Annotated in this window: 19 protein-coding genes and 1 pseudogene; 17 read left to right on the top strand and 3 right to left on the bottom strand. The window is 69.6% G+C overall.

Features of this window, described 5'->3' with window-relative positions; all coding sequences use genetic code 11:
• Positions 1–161: 161 nt before the first annotated feature.
• The 17 genes from TSO221_RS10780 to TSO221_RS10860 all read left to right on the top strand — a co-directional run bounded on the left by TSO221_RS10780 (position 162) and on the right by TSO221_RS10860 (position 13,772).
• A complete protein-coding gene (locus tag TSO221_RS10780) occupies positions 162–395 on the top strand; it encodes a phenol hydroxylase subunit (RefSeq protein ID WP_109118498.1) in 234 nt (77 codons plus the stop codon).
• 65 nt (positions 396–460) lie between these two features.
• The gene (locus tag TSO221_RS10785; protein WP_109118499.1) at positions 461–1,462 is read left to right on the top strand and encodes an aromatic/alkene monooxygenase hydroxylase subunit beta; all 1,002 of its coding nucleotides are present in this window, start codon (positions 461–463) and stop codon (positions 1,460–1,462) included.
• A gap of 20 nt (positions 1,463–1,482) precedes the next feature.
• Positions 1,483–1,755, top strand: a complete 273-nt coding sequence (locus TSO221_RS10790; RefSeq protein ID WP_109118500.1) for an MmoB/DmpM family protein — start codon at positions 1,483–1,485, stop codon at positions 1,753–1,755.
• Positions 1,756–1,781: 26 nt separating this feature from the next.
• Entirely contained in the window at positions 1,782–3,305 is a 1,524-nt protein-coding gene (locus tag TSO221_RS10795; RefSeq protein WP_109118501.1) for an aromatic/alkene/methane monooxygenase hydroxylase/oxygenase subunit alpha, read from the top strand.
• A 38-nt stretch (positions 3,306–3,343) separates the two neighbouring features.
• Complete coding sequence (locus TSO221_RS10800) at positions 3,344–3,712, top strand: phenol hydroxylase subunit P4 (protein ID WP_109118502.1); 369 nt, start codon at positions 3,344–3,346, stop codon at positions 3,710–3,712.
• A gap of 19 nt (positions 3,713–3,731) precedes the next feature.
• Positions 3,732–4,796, top strand: coding sequence for a 2Fe-2S iron-sulfur cluster binding domain-containing protein (locus tag TSO221_RS10805; RefSeq protein ID WP_109118503.1), 1,065 nt, complete (start codon positions 3,732–3,734; stop codon positions 4,794–4,796).
• A 2-nt stretch (positions 4,797–4,798) separates the two neighbouring features.
• Complete coding sequence (locus TSO221_RS10810) at positions 4,799–5,158, top strand: 2Fe-2S iron-sulfur cluster binding domain-containing protein (protein ID WP_199229442.1); 360 nt, start codon at positions 4,799–4,801, stop codon at positions 5,156–5,158.
• 19 nt (positions 5,159–5,177) lie between these two features.
• Entirely contained in the window at positions 5,178–6,098 is a 921-nt protein-coding gene (locus TSO221_RS10815) for a catechol 2,3-dioxygenase (protein WP_109118504.1), read from the top strand.
• 10 nt (positions 6,099–6,108) lie between these two features.
• Positions 6,109–6,531: a heme-binding protein gene (locus TSO221_RS10820; protein WP_109118505.1), complete on the top strand. Its 423-nt coding sequence runs from the start codon at positions 6,109–6,111 to the stop codon at positions 6,529–6,531.
• Between the two features lie 13 nt (positions 6,532–6,544).
• Positions 6,545–7,387, top strand: coding sequence for an alpha/beta fold hydrolase (locus TSO221_RS10825; protein ID WP_109118506.1), 843 nt, complete (start codon positions 6,545–6,547; stop codon positions 7,385–7,387).
• Between the two features lie 38 nt (positions 7,388–7,425).
• A complete protein-coding gene (locus TSO221_RS10830; RefSeq protein WP_109118507.1) occupies positions 7,426–8,940 on the top strand; it encodes a 2-hydroxymuconic semialdehyde dehydrogenase in 1,515 nt (504 codons plus the stop codon).
• A gap of 11 nt (positions 8,941–8,951) precedes the next feature.
• Positions 8,952–9,740: a fumarylacetoacetate hydrolase family protein gene (locus TSO221_RS10835; protein ID WP_109118508.1), complete on the top strand. Its 789-nt coding sequence runs from the start codon at positions 8,952–8,954 to the stop codon at positions 9,738–9,740.
• 8 nt (positions 9,741–9,748) lie between these two features.
• Positions 9,749–10,684, top strand: a complete 936-nt coding sequence (locus TSO221_RS10840) for an acetaldehyde dehydrogenase (acetylating) (protein WP_109118509.1) — start codon at positions 9,749–9,751, stop codon at positions 10,682–10,684.
• Between the two features lie 11 nt (positions 10,685–10,695).
• Positions 10,696–11,721, top strand: a complete 1,026-nt coding sequence (dmpG, locus tag TSO221_RS10845; RefSeq protein WP_109118510.1) for a 4-hydroxy-2-oxovalerate aldolase — start codon at positions 10,696–10,698, stop codon at positions 11,719–11,721.
• On the top strand, positions 11,718–12,491 hold the full coding sequence (locus TSO221_RS10850) for a fumarylacetoacetate hydrolase family protein (RefSeq protein ID WP_109118511.1): 774 nt from the start codon (positions 11,718–11,720) through the stop codon (positions 12,489–12,491). The genes dmpG and TSO221_RS10850 overlap by 4 nt, the downstream gene beginning before the upstream one ends.
• A gap of 5 nt (positions 12,492–12,496) precedes the next feature.
• A complete protein-coding gene (locus TSO221_RS10855; RefSeq protein ID WP_109118512.1) occupies positions 12,497–12,691 on the top strand; it encodes a 2-hydroxymuconate tautomerase in 195 nt (64 codons plus the stop codon).
• Between the two features lie 160 nt (positions 12,692–12,851).
• On the top strand, positions 12,852–13,772 hold the full coding sequence (locus TSO221_RS10860) for a transporter (RefSeq protein WP_109118513.1): 921 nt from the start codon (positions 12,852–12,854) through the stop codon (positions 13,770–13,772).
• Positions 13,773–13,859: 87 nt separating this feature from the next.
• Here the strand turns inward: TSO221_RS10860 and TSO221_RS10865 are convergent, their stop codons facing one another.
• The 3 genes and pseudogenes from TSO221_RS10865 to TSO221_RS10875 all read right to left on the bottom strand — a co-directional run.
• The gene (locus TSO221_RS10865; RefSeq protein WP_109118514.1) at positions 13,860–15,137 is read right to left on the bottom strand and encodes an MFS transporter; all 1,278 of its coding nucleotides are present in this window, start codon (positions 15,135–15,137) and stop codon (positions 13,860–13,862) included.
• A gap of 307 nt (positions 15,138–15,444) precedes the next feature.
• The gene (locus TSO221_RS10870; RefSeq protein ID WP_109118515.1) at positions 15,445–16,947 is read right to left on the bottom strand and encodes a tagaturonate reductase; all 1,503 of its coding nucleotides are present in this window, start codon (positions 16,945–16,947) and stop codon (positions 15,445–15,447) included.
• Positions 16,948–16,975: 28 nt separating this feature from the next.
• Positions 16,976–17,264 (bottom strand): annotated as a pseudogene (locus TSO221_RS10875) (keto-hydroxyglutarate-aldolase/keto-deoxy-phosphogluconate aldolase); the annotation flags it as partial.

A 17,264-nucleotide genomic window follows, 5' to 3' on the forward strand; every position in this document is an offset into this window, starting at 1 on the left:
GTACGGTCACCCCCGGCTGTGGCCAAACCATTGGTTAGGCAACGAAAACATCCGCGTTCCGGACCGTCCGCTTCACTTGGCACGGCGCTTGCCAATAGGAGGGCAAAGCGCGGCTCGCCGCGAAAAGAGCAGCTTCGGGGAAACGCTAGGGAGGCGCACCCATGGTGCAGTCGATGACCTCGTTCGTCCGCGTCACCGGGATCCGGAACGGGACGTTCGTCGAGTTCGAGTTCGCGCTCGGCGACCGCGACCTGTCGGTCGAGCTGATCATGCCCTTCGCGGCCTTCGACGAGTTCTGCCGGCGGCAGGGCGCGGTGGTGCTCCCCACCGCGGACGGCGTCGATGTCCCGGCCGCCTCGGCCCCCGGCCTCTACCGGCCCCCCAGCACGCACTGACGGAAACCGCCCGGCGGCAACCTCCCCCCGCCGGGATCGCACCACAAGGGAGGAAGGAGGAACGCGTGACCATCGACATCAAGACGATCAAGGTCGAGCCCCGCCGCCAGACCTTCGGCCACATCGCCCGCCGGCTGGGCGCCGACAAGGCCGCCTCGCGCTACGAGGAGGCGACGCTGGACGTCCAGGCGACGGCGAATTTCCACTACAAGCCGCTGTGGGGCGCCGACCACTGGCACTACGACGAGGGCCGCACCGCCATCCGCATGGCGGACTGGTACGCGCTGCGCGACCCGCGGCAGTTCTACTACGCCACCTACAACATCGCCCGCGCCAACCAGTATCAGGCGACCGAGCACAACTTCGAGTTCGTCGAGAAGCGCGGCCTGCTGGGCCTGCTCGACCCAGCGTGGCGCGGGACGGTGGAATTCTACCTGCTGCCGATGCGGCACGTGGAGTGGGGCGCCAACATGAACGCCGCCACCATGTGCGACCAGGGCTACGGCACCGCGGTGACCGCGCCGTGCATCTTCTCCGCCGGCGACCGGCTGGCGATGGCGCAGATCATCGGCCGCATCGGGCTGGCGCTCGACGGCAACTCCGGCGCGTCGCTGGACACGGCCAAGCAGCGCTGGATGACGGCGCCGGAGTGGCAGGGGCTGCGCCGGCTGGTCGAGGACACGCTGGTCGTCAAGGACTGGTTCGAGCTGTTCGTGGCGCAGAACCTCGCCATCGACGGCGTGCTGCACGCCCTGGTCTACGGCCGCTTCGACGCCGAGGGGCAGCGCCAGGGGGGCACCGGCGTGTCGATGCTGACCGAGTTCATGACCGAGTGGTTCGCCGAGCACGCGCGCTGGGTGGACAGCGTCATCAGGACCGCCGCCGCCGAATGCCCGGAGAACAAGGCGCTGCTGAGCGGCTGGTTCGCCGCCTGGAGCGCCCGCGCTGCCGAGGCCGCCGCGCCCCTGGCCGCCCGCGTGCTGGGCGGGGAGGCCGCCAAGGGGGCCGTCGCCGAGGCGCTCGGCACCCTCCAGGCCCGCGCCAAGACCCTCGGCCTCGCCGCCTGACCCGCAAGGAAGCCCGATCCATGCCGCGCATCGTCTCCATCACCTTGCAGAACACCGACGCCGCCCGCCCGATCATCGAGGCGATCACCGAGGACAACCCCGGCGCCGTCGTCCACAGCTTCCCCGGCATCGTCAAGATCGACCGCGAGGGCAGCCTGACCGTCCACCGCGCCTCGGTCGAGAGCCGCATCGGCCGCGACTGGGATCCGCAGGAACTGCACCTCAGCATCGTCTCCATGGCCGGCAACGTGGACGAGGACGACGACTATTTCGGCCTCGCCTGGGCGCACTGACGAAAAAATCACGGGGAAACGCCATCATGACCATGGTCGCCAAGGCCAAGCTGGGCCTCAAGCAGCGCTACGCGCTCCTCACCCGCGGGCTCGACTGGGAGCCGTCCTACCAGTCCAAGAGCGCCGTCTACCCCTACGCCGAGTTCGAGGGGATCAAGATCCACGACTGGTCGAAGTGGGAGGACCCCTTCCGCCTGACCATGGACGCCTACTGGAAATACCAGGCGGAGAAGGAGCGCAAGCTGTACGCGGTGCTCGACAGCTTCGCCCAGAACAACGGCCAGATGGGCCTCAGCGACGTCCGCTACATCAACGCCATCAAGCTGTTCCTCACCGGCGTGTCACCGCTGGAGTACCAGGCGCACCGCGGCTTCGCCCACGTCGGCCGGCACATCCCCGGCGTCGGCCCGCGCGTCGCCGCGCAGATGCAGTCGCTCGACGAGCTGCGCCACGTGCAGACGCAGATCCACACGCTGAGCCACTACAACAAGTTCTTCGACGGTTTCCACGAGTGGCAGCACATGCACGACCGCGTGTGGTACCTGTCGGTGCCCAAGTCGTTCTTCGACGACGCGCGGACCGCCGGCCCGTTCGAGTACTTCATCGCCATCGGCTTCGCGTTCGAGTACGTGCTGACCAACCTGCTGTTCGTGCCGTTCATGTCGGGCGCCGCCTACAACGGCGACCTCGCGACGGTGACCTTCGGCTTCTCGGCGCAGTCGGACGAGAGCCGGCACATGACGCTGGGCATCGAGGTCATCAAGTTCCTGCTGGAACAGGACCCCGACAACCTGCCGATCGTGCAGAAGTGGGTGGACAAGTGGTTCTGGCGCGGCCACCGCGTGCTGGGCCTCGTGGCCATGATGATGGACTACATGCTGCCCAAGAAGATCATGTCCTGGCGCGAGGCGTGGGACATCTACTTCACCGAGGCCGGCGGCTCGCTGTTCGAGGATCTGGCGCGCTACGGCCTGAAGGTGCCGAAGTACGCCGACGTCGCGACCGCCGAGGCCGACCACCTGTCGCACCAGAACTGGTCCACCTTCTACCAGTACACGCAGGCCGCGGCGTTCCACACCTGGCTGCCGACTCCGCAGGAGATGGACTGGCTGTCCGAGAAGTACCCGACCACCTTCGACAAGCACTACCGCCCGCGCTACGAGATGTGGGCGGAGATGGAGAAGGAGGGCAAGCGCTTCTACAACAACGCGCTGCCGCAGCTCTGCACCGTCTGCCAGATCCCGATGGTCTACACCGAGCCCGGCGACCCCGGCACCATCGCCTTCCGCACCTCGCAGCACAAGGGCGAGACGTACCACTGCTGCTCGGACGGCTGTAAGGACATCTTCGACGGCGAGCCGGAGAAGTACAGCCAGTCCTGGCTGCCGGTGCACCAGATCTTCCAGGGCAACTGCGGCGGCGCCTCGGTCGAGGACGTGCTGAAGTGGTACCGGATGAACCTCGGGGCCGACAACCTCGACCAGGCCGGATCCCCCGACCAGAAATTGTGGAACGAGTGGATGGCGGCACGCCAGCGCGTCGCCGGCTGAGCCGCCCCGCACACCAGGAAATCACCGGAGGAAACCCCATGGCCGTCGTCGCCCTGGAGAAGGATTACGCCGACAAGGTCGAGGTCCGCGACCGCGTCGAGAACTTTCACGGCAATCACGTCGTCTACCTGCACTGGGAGGAGCATCTCGGCTTCTGCGCCGCGCTGGCCTTCCCGCTGCCGCCCGCCATGCCGTTCGGCGCGCTGATCCAGGAGATCATCCCGACCTACTACGGCATGCACCCGGACTTCGCGTCGATCGACTGGTCCGCGGTGCGCTGGACCATCGACGGCAAGGAGGTCACGCCCGACCCGGCGAAGAGCCTCGCCGAACACGGCGTCGGCCACAAGTCGCTGGTCCGCTTCTGGACGCCGGGCCTGCACGGCTTCAAGGGCTCGCACAGCTGACGCCAGGGGAGGGCATGCGGTGACCCACACGCTGACCATCGAGCCCACCGGCGAGACCGTCGCCGTCGCCGAGGGCCAGACCATCCTGGACGCCTGCCTGCGCCAGGGCATCTGGCTGCCGCACGCCTGCGGGCACGGGCTGTGCGGCACCTGCAAGGTGGACGTGGTCGACGGCGACGTCGACCACGGCGACGCCTCGGGCTTCGCGCTGATGGACTTCGAGCGCGACGGCGGCAAGACGCTCGCCTGCACGGCGACGCTGGCCTCCGACGCCACCATCGAGGCCGACATCGACGAGGAGCCGGACGCGCTGCGCATCCCGGTCCGCGACTTCACCGGCACCGTGGTGCGGCTGGAGGACCTGACGCACGACGTGAAGGGCGTGTTCGTCGAACTGCCCGGCGACGGCATCGCCTTCCAGGCCGGGCAGTACGTCAACCTGACGGTGCCGGGCGTCGATGGCGCCCGCGCCTTCTCGCTGGCCGGGCCGCCGTCGCGACCGACCCTGGTCGAGCTGCACGTGCGGCTCGTTCCGGGCGGCAAGGCGACGGGGTACATCCACCGCGACCTCAAGGTCGGCGACACGCTGAAACTGAGCGGCCCGTACGGCCGGTTCTTCGTGCGCAAGTCCGCCGCGGCGCCGATGATCTTCCTGGCCGGCGGCACCGGCCTGTCCAGCCCGAAGTCGATGATCCTCGACCTGCTGGAGGAGGGCTGCACGCAGCCGGTCACGCTGATCCACGGCGTGCGGGCCTCGCGCGACCTCTACGACCGCGACCTCTTCGAGGGGCTGGCGGCCAGGCACCCGACCCTGACCTACATCCCCGTGCTGTCCGAGCCCCAGCCGGGCGACGACTGGCCGGGCGAGACCGGCTTCGTGCACGAGGCGCTGCACCGCGCGTTTGGCGGCATGTTCGCCGGGCGCAAGGCCTACCTGTGCGGTCCGCCGCCGATGGTCGAGGCGTGCATCCGCACCCTCATGCAGGGCCGCCTGTTCGAGCGCGACATCTTCACCGAGCGCTTCCTGACGGCCGGCGACGGCGACGCCGGCAAGGTGCGCAGCCCCGTCTTCAAGAGGATCTGAGCATGACCGCACACACGGTCCGCGTCGAGGATGCCGCCGGCGTCATCCTCTGTCAGCCCGGCGAGACCATCGTCGCCGCCATGGAGCGCACCGCGATGCTGAGCTTCCGCACCGGCAAGGACCAGCCGCGGGTCGCCGTCGGCTGCCGCAAGGGCGGCTGCGGCGTCTGCCGCGTCCAGGTGCTCGACGGCGCCTACCGGGCGCTGCCGATGAGCCGCGCCCACGTCAGCGACGACGACCGGCGGGACGGCTACGTGCTGGCCTGCTGCGTCGTGCCGGAGAGCGACCTCGCGGTGCGCCTCGCCCCGCGGCTGCCCGTCCGGCCCACCACCAGCACCACCGACATCCACGCCAACCGATAAGAACCAGGAGGAACACCCAATGGCAGTCACCGGCGTCCTGCGCCCCGGCTTCATCCAGCTCCGCGTCCTCGACATGGAGGCGGCGGTCACCCACTACGTCGACCGGCTCGGCCTCAACACGGTCACCACCGGTCCGGACGGCCGCGTCTACCTGAAGGCCTGGGACGAGTTCGACCACCACTCGGTGATCCTGCGCAAGGCCGACAACGCCGGCCTCGACGTCATGGCCTTCAAGGTCGCCTCGGAAGCCGATCTCGACACTTTCGCCAAGCGCATCACCGCCTGGGGCCTCGCCGTCGACCATGTTCCGGAGGGCGAGCAGCCGGGCCTCGGCCGGCGCATCGGCTGCGTGCTGCCGTCGGGCCACCGCATCGAGCTGTACGCTACCATCGCGCTGTCGGAGAAGCACCCGCCGATCAAGAACCCGGACGTCTGGCCGGAGGAGCCGCGCGGCATGAAGGCCACCCGCTTCGACCACGCGCTGCTGTACGGCCCGGACATCGACAAGAACCTGAAGTTCTTCCAGGAGGCGCTGGACTTCTCGCTCGCCGAGAAGATCGAGCTGCCGGACGGGCTGCTGGCGATCTGGCTGACCTGCTCGAACAAGGCGCACGACATCGCCTTCGTCAAGCACGCCGAGCCCGGCAAGTTCCATCACGCGGCCTTCTTCCTGGAGACCTGGATGGACATCGGCCACGCCGCCGACCTGATGACCCGCTACAACATCTCCATCGACATCGGGCCGACCCGGCACGGCATCACGCGCGGCCAGACCATCTACTTCTTCGACCCGTCGGGCAATCGCAACGAGGTCTTCGCCGGCGGCTACATGTACTACCCGGACAACCCCACCCGCGTGTGGGACGAGAACGAGCTGGGCAAGGGCATCTTCTACTACGAGAAGCAGCTCAACGAGCGCTTCCTCACCGTCGTGACCTGAGGACGCGGCGATGCAGCTGACCGTCCGCCAGGACAGCATCGGGCACGAAGCGGCGCTGGCCGCCGTCTCGGCCGCGGTGCGCGCGGGGCTGGAGATGGGGGTGGCGGTGAACGCCGCCGTGGTGGACGCCGGCGGCAACCTCGCCGGCTTCCTCCGCGCCCCCGGCGCCTTCCTGCATTCGATCTCCATCGCCCAGGACAAGGCCTACACCGCGGCCGGCTTCAGGCTGGCGACCGACGCGCTGTACCGGCTGATCCAGGACAATCCGGGCCTGCGCGACGGGCTGATCCGCCGCGACCGGCTGACCGCCTTCGCCGGCGGCTTCCCCATCGTCGTGGAGGGACGGGTGGTCGGCGGCATCGGCGTCTCCGGCGCGTCGGAGGAGCAGGACTGCGCCTGCGCCCGCGCCGGGCTGGCGGCGCTGGGACTCTAGGGAGGGAACGGGCATGCAGGACTCGAACCCGGAGATCGCCAGCCGTGTCCTCGCGGGCGGCATCGCCACCAATTACCACGATGTCGGCCCCAATGGCGGCGGCACCGACCCGGTGGTGCTGATCCACGGCTCCGGGCCGGGGGTCAGCGCCTGGGCGAACTGGCGGCTGGTGCTGCCGCTTCTGTCCGGCCGCTTCCGCGTGATCGCGCCGGACATGGCCGGGTTCGGCTTCACCGATCGGCCGGAGGGCATCCGCTACGACCTCGACACCTGGGTCGGGCAGGTGGTCGGGCTGCTCGACGCCCTGGGGCTGGAGCGGGTCCACCTCGTCGGCAACTCGTTCGGCGGCGCCGTCGCGCTGGCCGTGGCGATCCGTCACCCCGGGCGCGTCAACCGGCTGGCGCTGATGGGCAGCGTCGGCGTGCCCTTCGCGATCACGCCGGAGCTCGACGCGGTGTGGGGCTACACGCCGTCGCTGGAGGCGATGCGCGGCCTGCTCGACATCTTCGCCTTCGACCGCGCGCTGGCCACCGACGAGCTGGCCGAGCTGCGCTACCGCGCCAGCATCCGGCCGGGCTTCCAGGACTCCTTCGCGGCGATGTTCCCGGCGCCGCGCCAGCGCTGGGTCGACGCGCTGGCCAGCCGCGAGGCGGACATCTGCGCGCTGCCGCACGAGACGCTGGTCCTGCACGGCCGCGACGACCGGGTGATCCCGCTCTCCAACTCCCTGACCCTGTGCGGCTGGATCGACCGGTCGCAGCTGCACGTCTTCGGGCGCTGCGGCCACTGGGTCCAGATCGAGCACACCGACCGCTTCTGCCGGGTCCTCGGCGATTTCCTCGCCGAGCGCGACTGACGCCCGGCCAGCACGAAGAACAAGGAGACGACTCCACCATGACGACGACCACCCTGTCCCGCCCGGACCCGGCGCCCGCCGCCGGAACCGGACCGAAGCGGGTGCTGCACTTCATCGACGGCGCCCACACCGCCGGCACCGGCGAGCGCACCTTCGAGAACCGCTCGCCGGCCGACGGCGCGCTGATCTCCACCGTGCACGAGGCCAGCCGGGCCGACGTCGATGCCGCCGTCAAGGCCGCGCGCGCCGCGCTGAAGGGCCCGTGGGGCCGCATGACCATGGAGGAGCGCGCGGCCATCCTGCACAAGGTCGCCGACGGCATCACCAGGCGCTTCGACGAGTTCCTCGCCGCCGAGTGCCTGGACACCGGCAAGCCGCGCTCGCTGGCCAGCCACATCGACATCCCGCGGGGCGCGGCCAACTTCAAGATCTTCGCCGACCTGGTGAAGAACGTCGCCACCGAGTGCTTCGAGATGGCGACGCCGGACGGCAAGGGGGCCATCAATTACGCCAAGCGCGTGCCGAAGGGCGTCATCGGCGTGATCAGCCCGTGGAACCTGCCGCTGCTGCTGATGACCTGGAAGGTCGGGCCGGCGCTGGCCTGCGGCAACACGGTGGTGGTCAAGCCGTCCGAGGAGACGCCGACCACCACCGCGCTCCTGGGCGAGGTGATGAACGAGGCCGGGGTGCCGCCGGGCGTCTACAACGTGGTGCACGGCTTCGGCCCCAACTCGGCCGGCGAGTTCCTGACCACCCACCCGGACGTGGACGGCATCACCTTTACCGGCGAGACGCGCACCGGCGAGGCGATCATGAAGGCGGCGGCCACCGGCGTGCGCGCCGTGTCGTTCGAGCTGGGCGGCAAGAACCCGGCGCTGGTCTTCGCCGACTGCGACCTCGACAAGGCGATCGAGGGCACCATGCGCTCGGTCTTCGCCAACTGCGGGCAGGTCTGCCTGGGCACCGAGCGCGTCTACGTCGAGCGCCCGGTCTTCGACGAGTTCGTCCGCCGCCTGAAGGCCGGCGCCGAGGGACTGAGGCTCGGCCGGCCGGAGGATCCGGAGACCAGCCTCGGGCCGCTGATCAGCCAGGAGCACCGCTCCAAGGTGCTGTCCTACTACGCCAGGGCGGCGCTGGACGGCGCCACGGTGGTGACCGGCGGCGGCATCCCGGCGATGCCGGCGGACCTCCAGGACGGCGCCTGGGTGCAGCCGACGATCTGGACCGGCCTCTCCGACGACAGCGCCGTGGTGCGCGAGGAGATCTTCGGCCCCTGCTGCCACGTCCGCCCCTTCGACACGGAGGAGGAGGCCGTGGCGCTCGCCAACGACACGCCCTACGGGCTGGCGGCGGCGGTGTGGACGGAGAACCTAGCGCGCGCCCACCGCGTCGCCGGGCAACTGGAGGCCGGCATCGTCTGGGTGAACTCCTGGTTCCTGCGCGACCTGCGCACGCCCTTCGGCGGCGCCAAGCAATCCGGCATCGGCCGCGAGGGCGGCGTGCACGGGCTGGAGTTCTACACCGAGCTGAAGAACGTCTGCATCAAGCTGTGAGGGATGCCAGCATGAGTGAACAATCCATCCAGACCGCCGCCGACCGGCTGCTGGACGCCCAGCGCACCGGCGTGCCGTGCGCGCCGATCCGCGACCTGCTGGTCGAAGGCGACCTCGCGTCCGCCTACGCGGTGCAGGAGATCAACACCACCCGCGCGCTCGGCCAGGGCCGCGTGCTGGCCGGCCGCAAGATCGGCCTGACCTCGCGCGCCGTGCAGAAGCAGCTGGGCGTCGACCAGCCCGACTACGGCATGCTGTTCACCGACATGGCGGTGCCCGACGGCTGGGAGATCGCCCGCAGCCGCCTGATCCAGCCCAAGGCCGAGGCGGAGGTCGCCTTCGTGCTGGGCCGCGACCTGGAGTCCGAGCACATCACCGCCGCCGACGTGCTGCGCGCCGTCGAGTACGCGCTGCCCGCCATCGAGGTGGTCGACAGCCGCATCGCGGATTGGAAGATCGGCATCCTCGACACCATCGCCGACAACGCCTCCTCGGGCCTCTACGTGCTGGGCAACGAGCCGAAGCGGCTGGACGGCCTCGACCTGCGGCTGTGCGGCATGGTCATGGAGATCCGCGGTGAGCCGGTGTCCACCGGCGCCGGGGCGGCCTGCCTCGGGCATCCGATCAACGCGATGTGGTGGCTGGCGCAGGTGATGGCCCGCAACGGCCGCCCGCTCAAGGCCGGCGACACGGTGCTGTCCGGCGCGCTCGGGCCCATGGTCCCGGTGCGCTGGGGCGACGTGGTGGAAGCGCGCATCAACGGCCTGGGCTCGGTCCGCGCCGCCTTCGCAAAGGAATGAGACGAGACATGAGCAGCAAGGTCAAAGTGGCGATCCTCGGGTCCGGCAACATCGGCACCGACCTGATGATCAAGGTGATGCGCCAGTCCAGGCATCTGGAGATGGGTGTGCTGGTCGGCGTCGATCCCGACTCCGACGGCCTCGCGCGCGCCCGGCGCATGGGGGTGGCCACCACCCACGAGGGGCTGGAGGGGCTGATGCGGATGCCGGAGTGGGCGGACATCCGCGTGGTGTTCGACGCGACCTCCGCCTACGCGCACAAGACGCACAGCGAGATCTGCGTGGCCGCCGGCAAGCAGGTGATCGACCTCACCCCGGCCGCCATCGGCCCGTTCACCGTGCCGTCGGTGAACCTGGACGACCACCTGGGCCAGCCGAACGTCAACATGGTGACCTGCGGCGGGCAGGCGACGATCCCCATCGTCGCCGCGATCCGCCGCGCCGCGAAGCGCGTGCCCTACGCCGAGATCGTCGCCTCCATCTCATCGAAATCGGCCGGACCGGGCACGCGCGCCAACATCGACGAGTTCACCGAGACCACGTCCCGCGCCATCGAGCGCGTCGGCGGCGCCGAGCGCGGCAAGGCGATCATCGTGCTGAACCCGGCCGAGCCGCCGCTGATCATGCGCGACACCGTGTTCGCGCTGGCCGAGGGCGCCGACCCGGCGGCGGTCGAGGCCTCGGTCGCCGCGATGGTGAAGGACGTGCAGAGCTACGTCCCCGGCTACCGCCTGAAGCAGACGGTGCAGTTCGAGCGCATCGGCGACAACGACCCGCTGCTGATCCCCGGCTACGGCACCTTCACCGGGCTGAAGGTCGCGGTGCTGCTGGAGGTGGAGGGGGCGGCCCACTACCTGCCGGCCTACGCCGGCAACCTCGACATCATGACCTCGGCCGCCATGGCCACCGCCGACCGCTGGGTCGAGCGCAAGCTGAACGCGTGAGGCAGGCCTCCATGAGCAACACTAGCAAGCTCTACATCCAAGACGTGACGCTGCGCGACGGCATGCACGCGCTGCGTCACCAGTATTCCCTCGACACGGTGGTCGGGATCGCGCACGCGCTCGACGCCGCGAAGGTCGACGCCATCGAGATCAGCCATGGCGACGGCCTGGCCGGCGGCAGCTTCAACTACGGCTTCGGCCGGCACACCGACCTGGACTGGATCGGCGCGGTGGCCGACGCGGTCAGCCACGCCAAGGTGACGGTGCTGCAGCTGCCGGGCATCGGCACCAAGCAGGACCTCAAGGCGGCCTATGCGGCCGGCGCCCGCTCGGTGCGCATCGCCACGCACTGCACCGAGGCCGACGTCTCCCGGCAGCACATCGCCTTCGCCCGCGAGCTGGGCTACGACACCGTGGGCTTCCTGATGATGGCCCACATGATCCCGACCGCCCGGCTGGTCGAGCAGGCGAAGCTGATGGAGAGCTACGGCGCGCAGTGCGTGTACGTGGTGGACTCCGCCGGCGCGCTGCTGATGGAGGGCGTCGCCGAGCGCGTCACGGCGTTCCGCCAGGAACTGAAGCCGGAGACCCAGATCGGCATCCACACCCACCACAACCTGACGCTCGGCGTCGCCAACGCGGTGGTTGGCGTGCAGAACGGCGCGGTGCGCGTCGACAGCTCGCTGGCCGGCATGGGTGCCGGGGCCGGCAACGCGCCGCTGGAGGCGCTGATCGCCGTGCTCGACCGCATGGGCTTCGAGCACGGCTGCGACCTCTTCGCGCTGATGGATGCCGCCGACGACCTCGTGCGGCCGTTGCAGGACCGCCCGGTGCGGGTGGACCGCGAGAGCCTGTCGCTGGGCTACGCCGGCGTCTACTCCAGCTTCCTGCGCCACGCCGAGAAGGCGTCGAAGACCTACGGCATCGACGCCCGCGAGATCCTGATCGAACTGGGCCGGCGCAAGATGGTCGGCGGCCAGGAGGACATGATCATCGACGTGGCACTCGACCTCACCAAGGAAAGGGTCCCGGCATGACCAGCAACCTCGCCCGGCTGGCGGAGATCGTCGACGACGCGGCCCGCCTCGCGCACGAGATCCCGCAGCTCACCTCCATGGTGCCCGACCTGACGGTGGACGACGCCTATGCCATCCAGGCGCTGTCGCTGGCCCGCCGCTACGCCCGCGGCGAGCGCCGCGTCGGCATGAAGATGGGCCTGACCAGCCGCGCCAAGATGGCGCAGGTCGGCGTGTCGGAGATGATCTGGGGGCGGCTGACCGACGCCATGCAGGTGGAGGAGGGCGGCAGCATCGCGATGGGCCGCTACGTCCACCCGCGCGTCGAGCCGGAGGTCGCCTTCCTGCTGAAGGCGCCGCTGTCCGGCGCCGTCACCCAGGCGCAGGCGCTGGCGGCGGTCGAGGCGGTGGCCCCGGCGCTGGAGATCATCGACAGCCGCTACAAGGACTTCAAGTTCGCGCTGCCCGACGTGGTGGCCGACAACTCGTCGTCCTCCGGCTTCGTGGTCGGCGAGTGGCGGCGGCCGGACCTCGACGTTGCCAACCTCGGCGTCGTGCTGGAGGCGGACGGGCAGGCGGTGCAGGTCGGCTCGACCGCGGCGATCCTCGGCCACCCGGTGCGCTCTCTGGTCGCGGCGGCGCGGCTGGTGGCGCAGTGGGGCGAGCGGCTGGAGGCCGGCTGGATCGTGCTGGCCGGCGGCATCACCGCCGCCCACCACCTGGCGCCGGGCATGGCGGCGCGCACCGTCATCCAGGGCCTCGGGTCCGTGTCGTTCCAGGTGGAAGGGTAGGGCGCATGCCGTTCATCGACGTCACCATGATCGAGGGCCGCACCCCGGCCCAGAAGGACGCCTTCATCAAGGCGATGACCGAGGCCGCCGTCACCACGCTGGGCGCCCCGCGCGAGACCGTGCGCGTCGTCCTGCGCGAGGTCCCCGGCGAGCACTGGGCGGTCGGCGGCGTGCCGAAGAAGCCCCTGGTCCCGGGCTGACCCCTTTGCCCCTCCCCCGCCGGCGGGGGAGGGATGGGGTGGGGGATCGATCAGGAACCAACCGAGCAAAGCCGAACCCGGCCGGCGCGCCCCCGCGCGCCGGTCCCACAGGAGTTCGCGCCCAAAAACCCAAGAAACGACATCACGGAGAGGAAACATCATGAAGTCGATCGTGCGTGGTCTTGTCGCGGCCGCCGCGCTGCTGTTCCCCGCCCAGGCGATGGCGGCGGAGAACTGGTCGCCGCATCTGCCGGGCGTTACCGAGGGGTTGCCCGCCGGCGCATTGCCGCCGCCGGGGGTCTATTTCTTCAACCACACGCTGGTGGCGCCGTTCACCCTCCACGACAAGGACGGCAACAAGACGCCGGTGAAGGCCGACGTCTTCGTCGACGTGCCGCTGCTGCTGTGGAATCCTGGCGTGCAGGTGCTGGGCGCGACCTACGCGGCCGGCATCGCCCAGCCGATGACCTACGTCAGCTCGTCCGGCGGCGGGCTGGACAAGTCCGGCTACGGCCTGTTCTCCACCATCCTGATCCCGGCGCAGCTGTCGTGGGCGCTGCCGAACGATTTCCACGTATCGACCGGGCTGGCGGTCTACGCCCCGACCGGGCGGGCGCAGAAGACGGTCATCAGCTACCCGGGCGGCACCTATCTGGGCGTGCCGAACAGCATCGACTACTGGGCGCTGGAGCCGTCGGTCGGCATCAGCTGGCTGCACGACGGCTGGAACGTCAGCGCCAGCCTGAACTACGACATCAACTTCAAGAACACCCGGTCCGGCTACCGGTCGGGCAACATCCTGGTCGGCGACTACAGCATCACCAAGACCATCGGCAAGTGGACGGTGGGTGTCGGCGGCTATTCGGTCAACCAGCTGAGCGACGACACGTCCGACGATCCGCGCATCCAGGCGGGCATCAACGCCAGCGACGGCAACCGGCAGACCAAGTACGCGGCCGGCCCGATGGTCGGCTACGACTTCGGCCCGGTGGTCCTCACCGCCTACTACAACCACGGCTTCGGCGCCAAGAACACGCTGAGCGGCGACACCTACTGGACGCGGCTGACCGTTCCGTTCTGATCCGATCGCCCCCACCGGCGGAAGGCATAAAAAAAGCCGCGTCCCCCGGCGTGGACCGGAGGACGCGGCAGCCTTGCGTGCGGACCGTTACTCGGCGGCGGCGGCCATCGGGGCGATGGGAGCCTTCGCCTTGTGCTGGCCGAGGACCAGCCAGATGATCAGGAAGGCGGTCAGATCGAACACCGTCAGGCAGGCGAACAGCGGTTCGTAGCCGATGGTGGTGGCGAGCTGGCCGATCATCAGCGAGAAGATCATGCCGCCCAGATAGCCGGCCATGCCGCCGAAGCCGGTCGCCGTGGCGACGTCCTTCTTCTCGAAGGTGTCGGTGACCAGGGCGTAGAGCAGGCTGGACAGCATCTGGTGGGCGAAGGCGCCCAGGGAGAACAGGAAGATCGCGGTGATCGGGCTGACGGCGAAGCTGATGAGCGCCGGGCCGACCATGCACACCGCGCCGATGCCGACGCCGGCGATGCGGGAGTTGACCAGCGACATCTTGAAGCGCTTGACGAAGAACGGCGACAGGTAGCCCGAGAGGATGCAGCCGAGGTCGCCGAATAGGAACGGCAGCCAGGCGAACAGGGCGAACTGCTTGATGTCCATGCCCCGCGTCGTGACCATGTACAGCGGGATCCAGAAGCTGAAGGTCTGCCACGCCGGCTCGGTCAGGAAGCGGGCGGCGGCGATCGCCCAGAACTTCTTCTTGGTCAGCACGTCCTTGAAGGAGGGCTTGGCGGCCGGCGCGTGCTCCTGGCCGTCCAGGATGTAGGCGTGCTCCTCCGGGGTCAGGCGCGGGTGGTTCTCCGGGTTGCGGTACAGCAGCATCCACAGCACCGACAGCATGACGCCCAGGACACCGGTGATGAGGAAGGCGATCTGCCAGCTCCAGGTCACCGAGATCCAGATGACCAGCGGCGGCGTGATCATGGCGCCGATCGAGCTGCCGGTGTTGAACCAGCCGGTGGCGATCGAGCGCTCCTTGGCTGGGAACCACAGGGTCGAGGTCTTGACGCCCGCCGGCATGGCGGCGGCCTCGCTCATGCCCAGCAGGCCGCGGAAGAAGGCCATCGACTGCCAGCCGCCGGCAAAGGCGTGCAGCGCCGCGGCGGAGCCCCACAGCAGGGCGAACATGGCGTAGCCGAACTTCAGGCCGACCCAGTCGGTGATGAAGCCGGCCACCGGCTGCATCAGGCTGTAGCAGAGCTGGAAGGCGCTGACCACGAACGAGTACTGCTCGGTCGTGAAGTGCAGCTGCTCCTTGAGCTGCGGCGCGAGAACGCCCAGCGTGTTGCGATCGATGTAGTTGATCACCGTGCCAAGCATGATCAGGGCAAGGATCTGCCACCGCAATCCGCGGATCTTTTTCATGGTGTCCTCACTTGGCCGCGGTCCGGCGGCCCTGGGAATTCCTGCCGACCCGCCCCTCGGGCTATCGGCGTCTTGCGGGTGTTCCTGCGCTCATCGTAGCGCTGCGATCCTCGCTGGTGACGGTTATACTAGTATATCAGTCTGCGGGGCAAGCGCGATTTCGGGTGGATTCCAGACGCCCGCCAAAATGTCGCAGAACCTTGGAGGGCAGGTAAAAACGCAGGGGCGCGGCGGATCGGGTGGGTCCGATCCGCCGCGCCCCTGAAGTTTTGGCGCTGGGGAGTTTTGGTGCCGGGCTACCGAAGCCTCAGCCGACCAGCTCGGCCATCGCCCCGCGCATGCCCTTGGCCTCGATGGCGGCCAGCGCGTCGGCGACGCGCACGGCAAGGCCGGGGATGCGGGTGAGATTCTCGCCCCACAGCGTCTCGTCGGCCAGCAGCGCCGCGGCCAGCGCCTTGGGATCGCCGGCAAAGGTGGACCACGCGGCGCTCATGGCGGCGATCACCTCCGGGTTGTCGCGGATCGGGTAGGAGCCGGACTCGCGCGTTCCGGTGTAGGCGCCGTCCACGATGGTCCCGCGGTAGAAGCGCAGCAGCGCCGCCAGCGAGAAGGACAGGCCGGCCGGCGCCTCGCCATGCTTGGTCACGGCGTCCTTCAGGCTGGGCAGCACGCGGACCTGCCACTTCGACACCGAGTTCAGCGCGATGGAGATCAGCTCGTGCCGGATGTAGGGGTTGCCGAAGCGCTCCATGATGGTGCGGGCGTACTGCTGGCGCTCTGCCTCGGGCAGCGGAACGTAGGGGACGATCTCCTCGAACATCACGCGGTTCAGGTAGGCGGCGACGGTCGCGTCGTCCATCATCGACTTCACCGTGTCCAGCCCGGCGCAGAAGGCGGCGAGCGAGCTGGCGGTGTGCGCGCCGTTGAGGATGCGCACCTTGCGGGTGCGGTAGGGCTTGAGGTCGTCGGTCCACACCACGTTGAGCCCGGCCTTGTGCAGCGGGAATTCCTCGGCGAGCGCGGCCGGGCCTTCGATGACCCAGACGTGGAACGGCTCGCCGGCCACCGCCAGCGTGTCCTCGTAGCCCCACTTGGTGAACAGCGCGGCGGCCTCATCGCGCGGGTAGCCGGGGACGATGCGGTCGACCAGCGTGTTCAGGAAGTGGTTGTGCGCCTCCACCCAGGCGGCGAAGCCGGCTTCCAGGCCCCAGCGCCTGGCGTGCGCCAGCACGATGCGCTTCAGCGTGCTGCCGTTGGCCTCGATCAGCTCGCAGGGCAGGAACACCAGGCCGCTCTCCGGCGTGCCGCCGAGCGCCTTGAAGCGCGCGTGCAGCAGGGCCGCGACCTTGGCCGGGAAGCTCTTCTGGCAGGCGCCGGGGGTGTAGGGCTCGTCGCTGTCGGCGATGCCGGCCTCGGTGGTGTTGGAGACGAAGAACCGCAGCTCCGGCGCCGTCGCGTGCGCCAGCATGCGCTGCCAGTCGGCGTAGGGGTTCAGCGCGTCGGAGACGCAGCTGACCACCCGCCGCGCCTCGACCTCCCGGCCGTTCTCGATGCCGCGCAGCAGCACGGTGTATAGGTTGTCCTGCGCTTTGAGCAGCCCGGCGACGCCCTGGTCGAGCGGCTGGGCGATGGCGACGCCGCCGCGGTAGACGCCGGCGCCGTTGGCCACGTCCACCATCCAATCGACGAAGCCGCGCAGGAAGTTGCCGTCGCCCACCTGCAGCACGGTCACGGGCAGGACGGGCGCGCCCGCCGTGTGCGCCACGTCGTGGGCGCCGCCGGCAAGCTGGTCTCGGGTCAGGGTGGGCATGGACAGGGTTTCCTTCCGGGAAGAGGGGTCAGGACGCGGCCAGCGCGGAGGCCTCGCGGGCGAGGCGCTCGACCTCGCCCCAGCGGCGCTCCTTGACGGCGTCGGCCGGGGTGAGCCAGGTGCCACCGAGCGCGAAGACGTTGGGCAGCGACAGGATCTCGCGGATGTTCTCGGCCTTCAGGCCGCCGGTCGGGCAGAAGCGCACCTCGGGCAGCAGCGGCGCCATGCCGCGCAACGCCGGGGCGCCGCCGTTCAGCATGGCGGGGAAGAACTTCAGCTCGCGGAAGCCGTGCTCCAGCGCGATCAGCGCCTCGGAG

Source organism: Azospirillum sp. TSO22-1, assembly GCF_003116015.1.
In the GTDB taxonomy this organism is placed as follows: domain Bacteria; phylum Pseudomonadota; class Alphaproteobacteria; order Azospirillales; family Azospirillaceae; genus Azospirillum.

Coding starts and splice junctions, on each gene's coding strand:
- TSO221_RS10850 (WP_109118511.1), top strand. CDS start 11,718: ATGACCAGCAACCTCGCCCGGCTGGCGGAGATCGTCGACGACGCGGCC.
- TSO221_RS10830 (WP_109118507.1), top strand. CDS start 7,426: ATGACGACGACCACCCTGTCCCGCCCGGACCCGGCGCCCGCCGCCGGA.
- TSO221_RS10790 (WP_109118500.1), top strand. CDS start 1,483: ATGCCGCGCATCGTCTCCATCACCTTGCAGAACACCGACGCCGCCCGC.
- dmpG (WP_109118510.1), top strand. CDS start 10,696: ATGAGCAACACTAGCAAGCTCTACATCCAAGACGTGACGCTGCGCGAC.
- TSO221_RS10870 (WP_109118515.1), bottom strand. CDS start 16,947: ATGCCCACCCTGACCCGAGACCAGCTTGCCGGCGGCGCCCACGACGTG.
- TSO221_RS10840 (WP_109118509.1), top strand. CDS start 9,749: ATGAGCAGCAAGGTCAAAGTGGCGATCCTCGGGTCCGGCAACATCGGC.
- TSO221_RS10810 (WP_199229442.1), top strand. CDS start 4,799: ATGACCGCACACACGGTCCGCGTCGAGGATGCCGCCGGCGTCATCCTC.
- TSO221_RS10855 (WP_109118512.1), top strand. CDS start 12,497: ATGCCGTTCATCGACGTCACCATGATCGAGGGCCGCACCCCGGCCCAG.
- TSO221_RS10795 (WP_109118501.1), top strand. CDS start 1,782: ATGACCATGGTCGCCAAGGCCAAGCTGGGCCTCAAGCAGCGCTACGCG.
- TSO221_RS10835 (WP_109118508.1), top strand. CDS start 8,952: ATGAGTGAACAATCCATCCAGACCGCCGCCGACCGGCTGCTGGACGCC.
- TSO221_RS10820 (WP_109118505.1), top strand. CDS start 6,109: ATGCAGCTGACCGTCCGCCAGGACAGCATCGGGCACGAAGCGGCGCTG.
- TSO221_RS10815 (WP_109118504.1), top strand. CDS start 5,178: ATGGCAGTCACCGGCGTCCTGCGCCCCGGCTTCATCCAGCTCCGCGTC.
- TSO221_RS10825 (WP_109118506.1), top strand. CDS start 6,545: ATGCAGGACTCGAACCCGGAGATCGCCAGCCGTGTCCTCGCGGGCGGC.
- TSO221_RS10780 (WP_109118498.1), top strand. CDS start 162: ATGGTGCAGTCGATGACCTCGTTCGTCCGCGTCACCGGGATCCGGAAC.
- TSO221_RS10865 (WP_109118514.1), bottom strand. CDS start 15,137: ATGAAAAAGATCCGCGGATTGCGGTGGCAGATCCTTGCCCTGATCATG.
- TSO221_RS10860 (WP_109118513.1), top strand. CDS start 12,852: ATGAAGTCGATCGTGCGTGGTCTTGTCGCGGCCGCCGCGCTGCTGTTC.
- TSO221_RS10800 (WP_109118502.1), top strand. CDS start 3,344: ATGGCCGTCGTCGCCCTGGAGAAGGATTACGCCGACAAGGTCGAGGTC.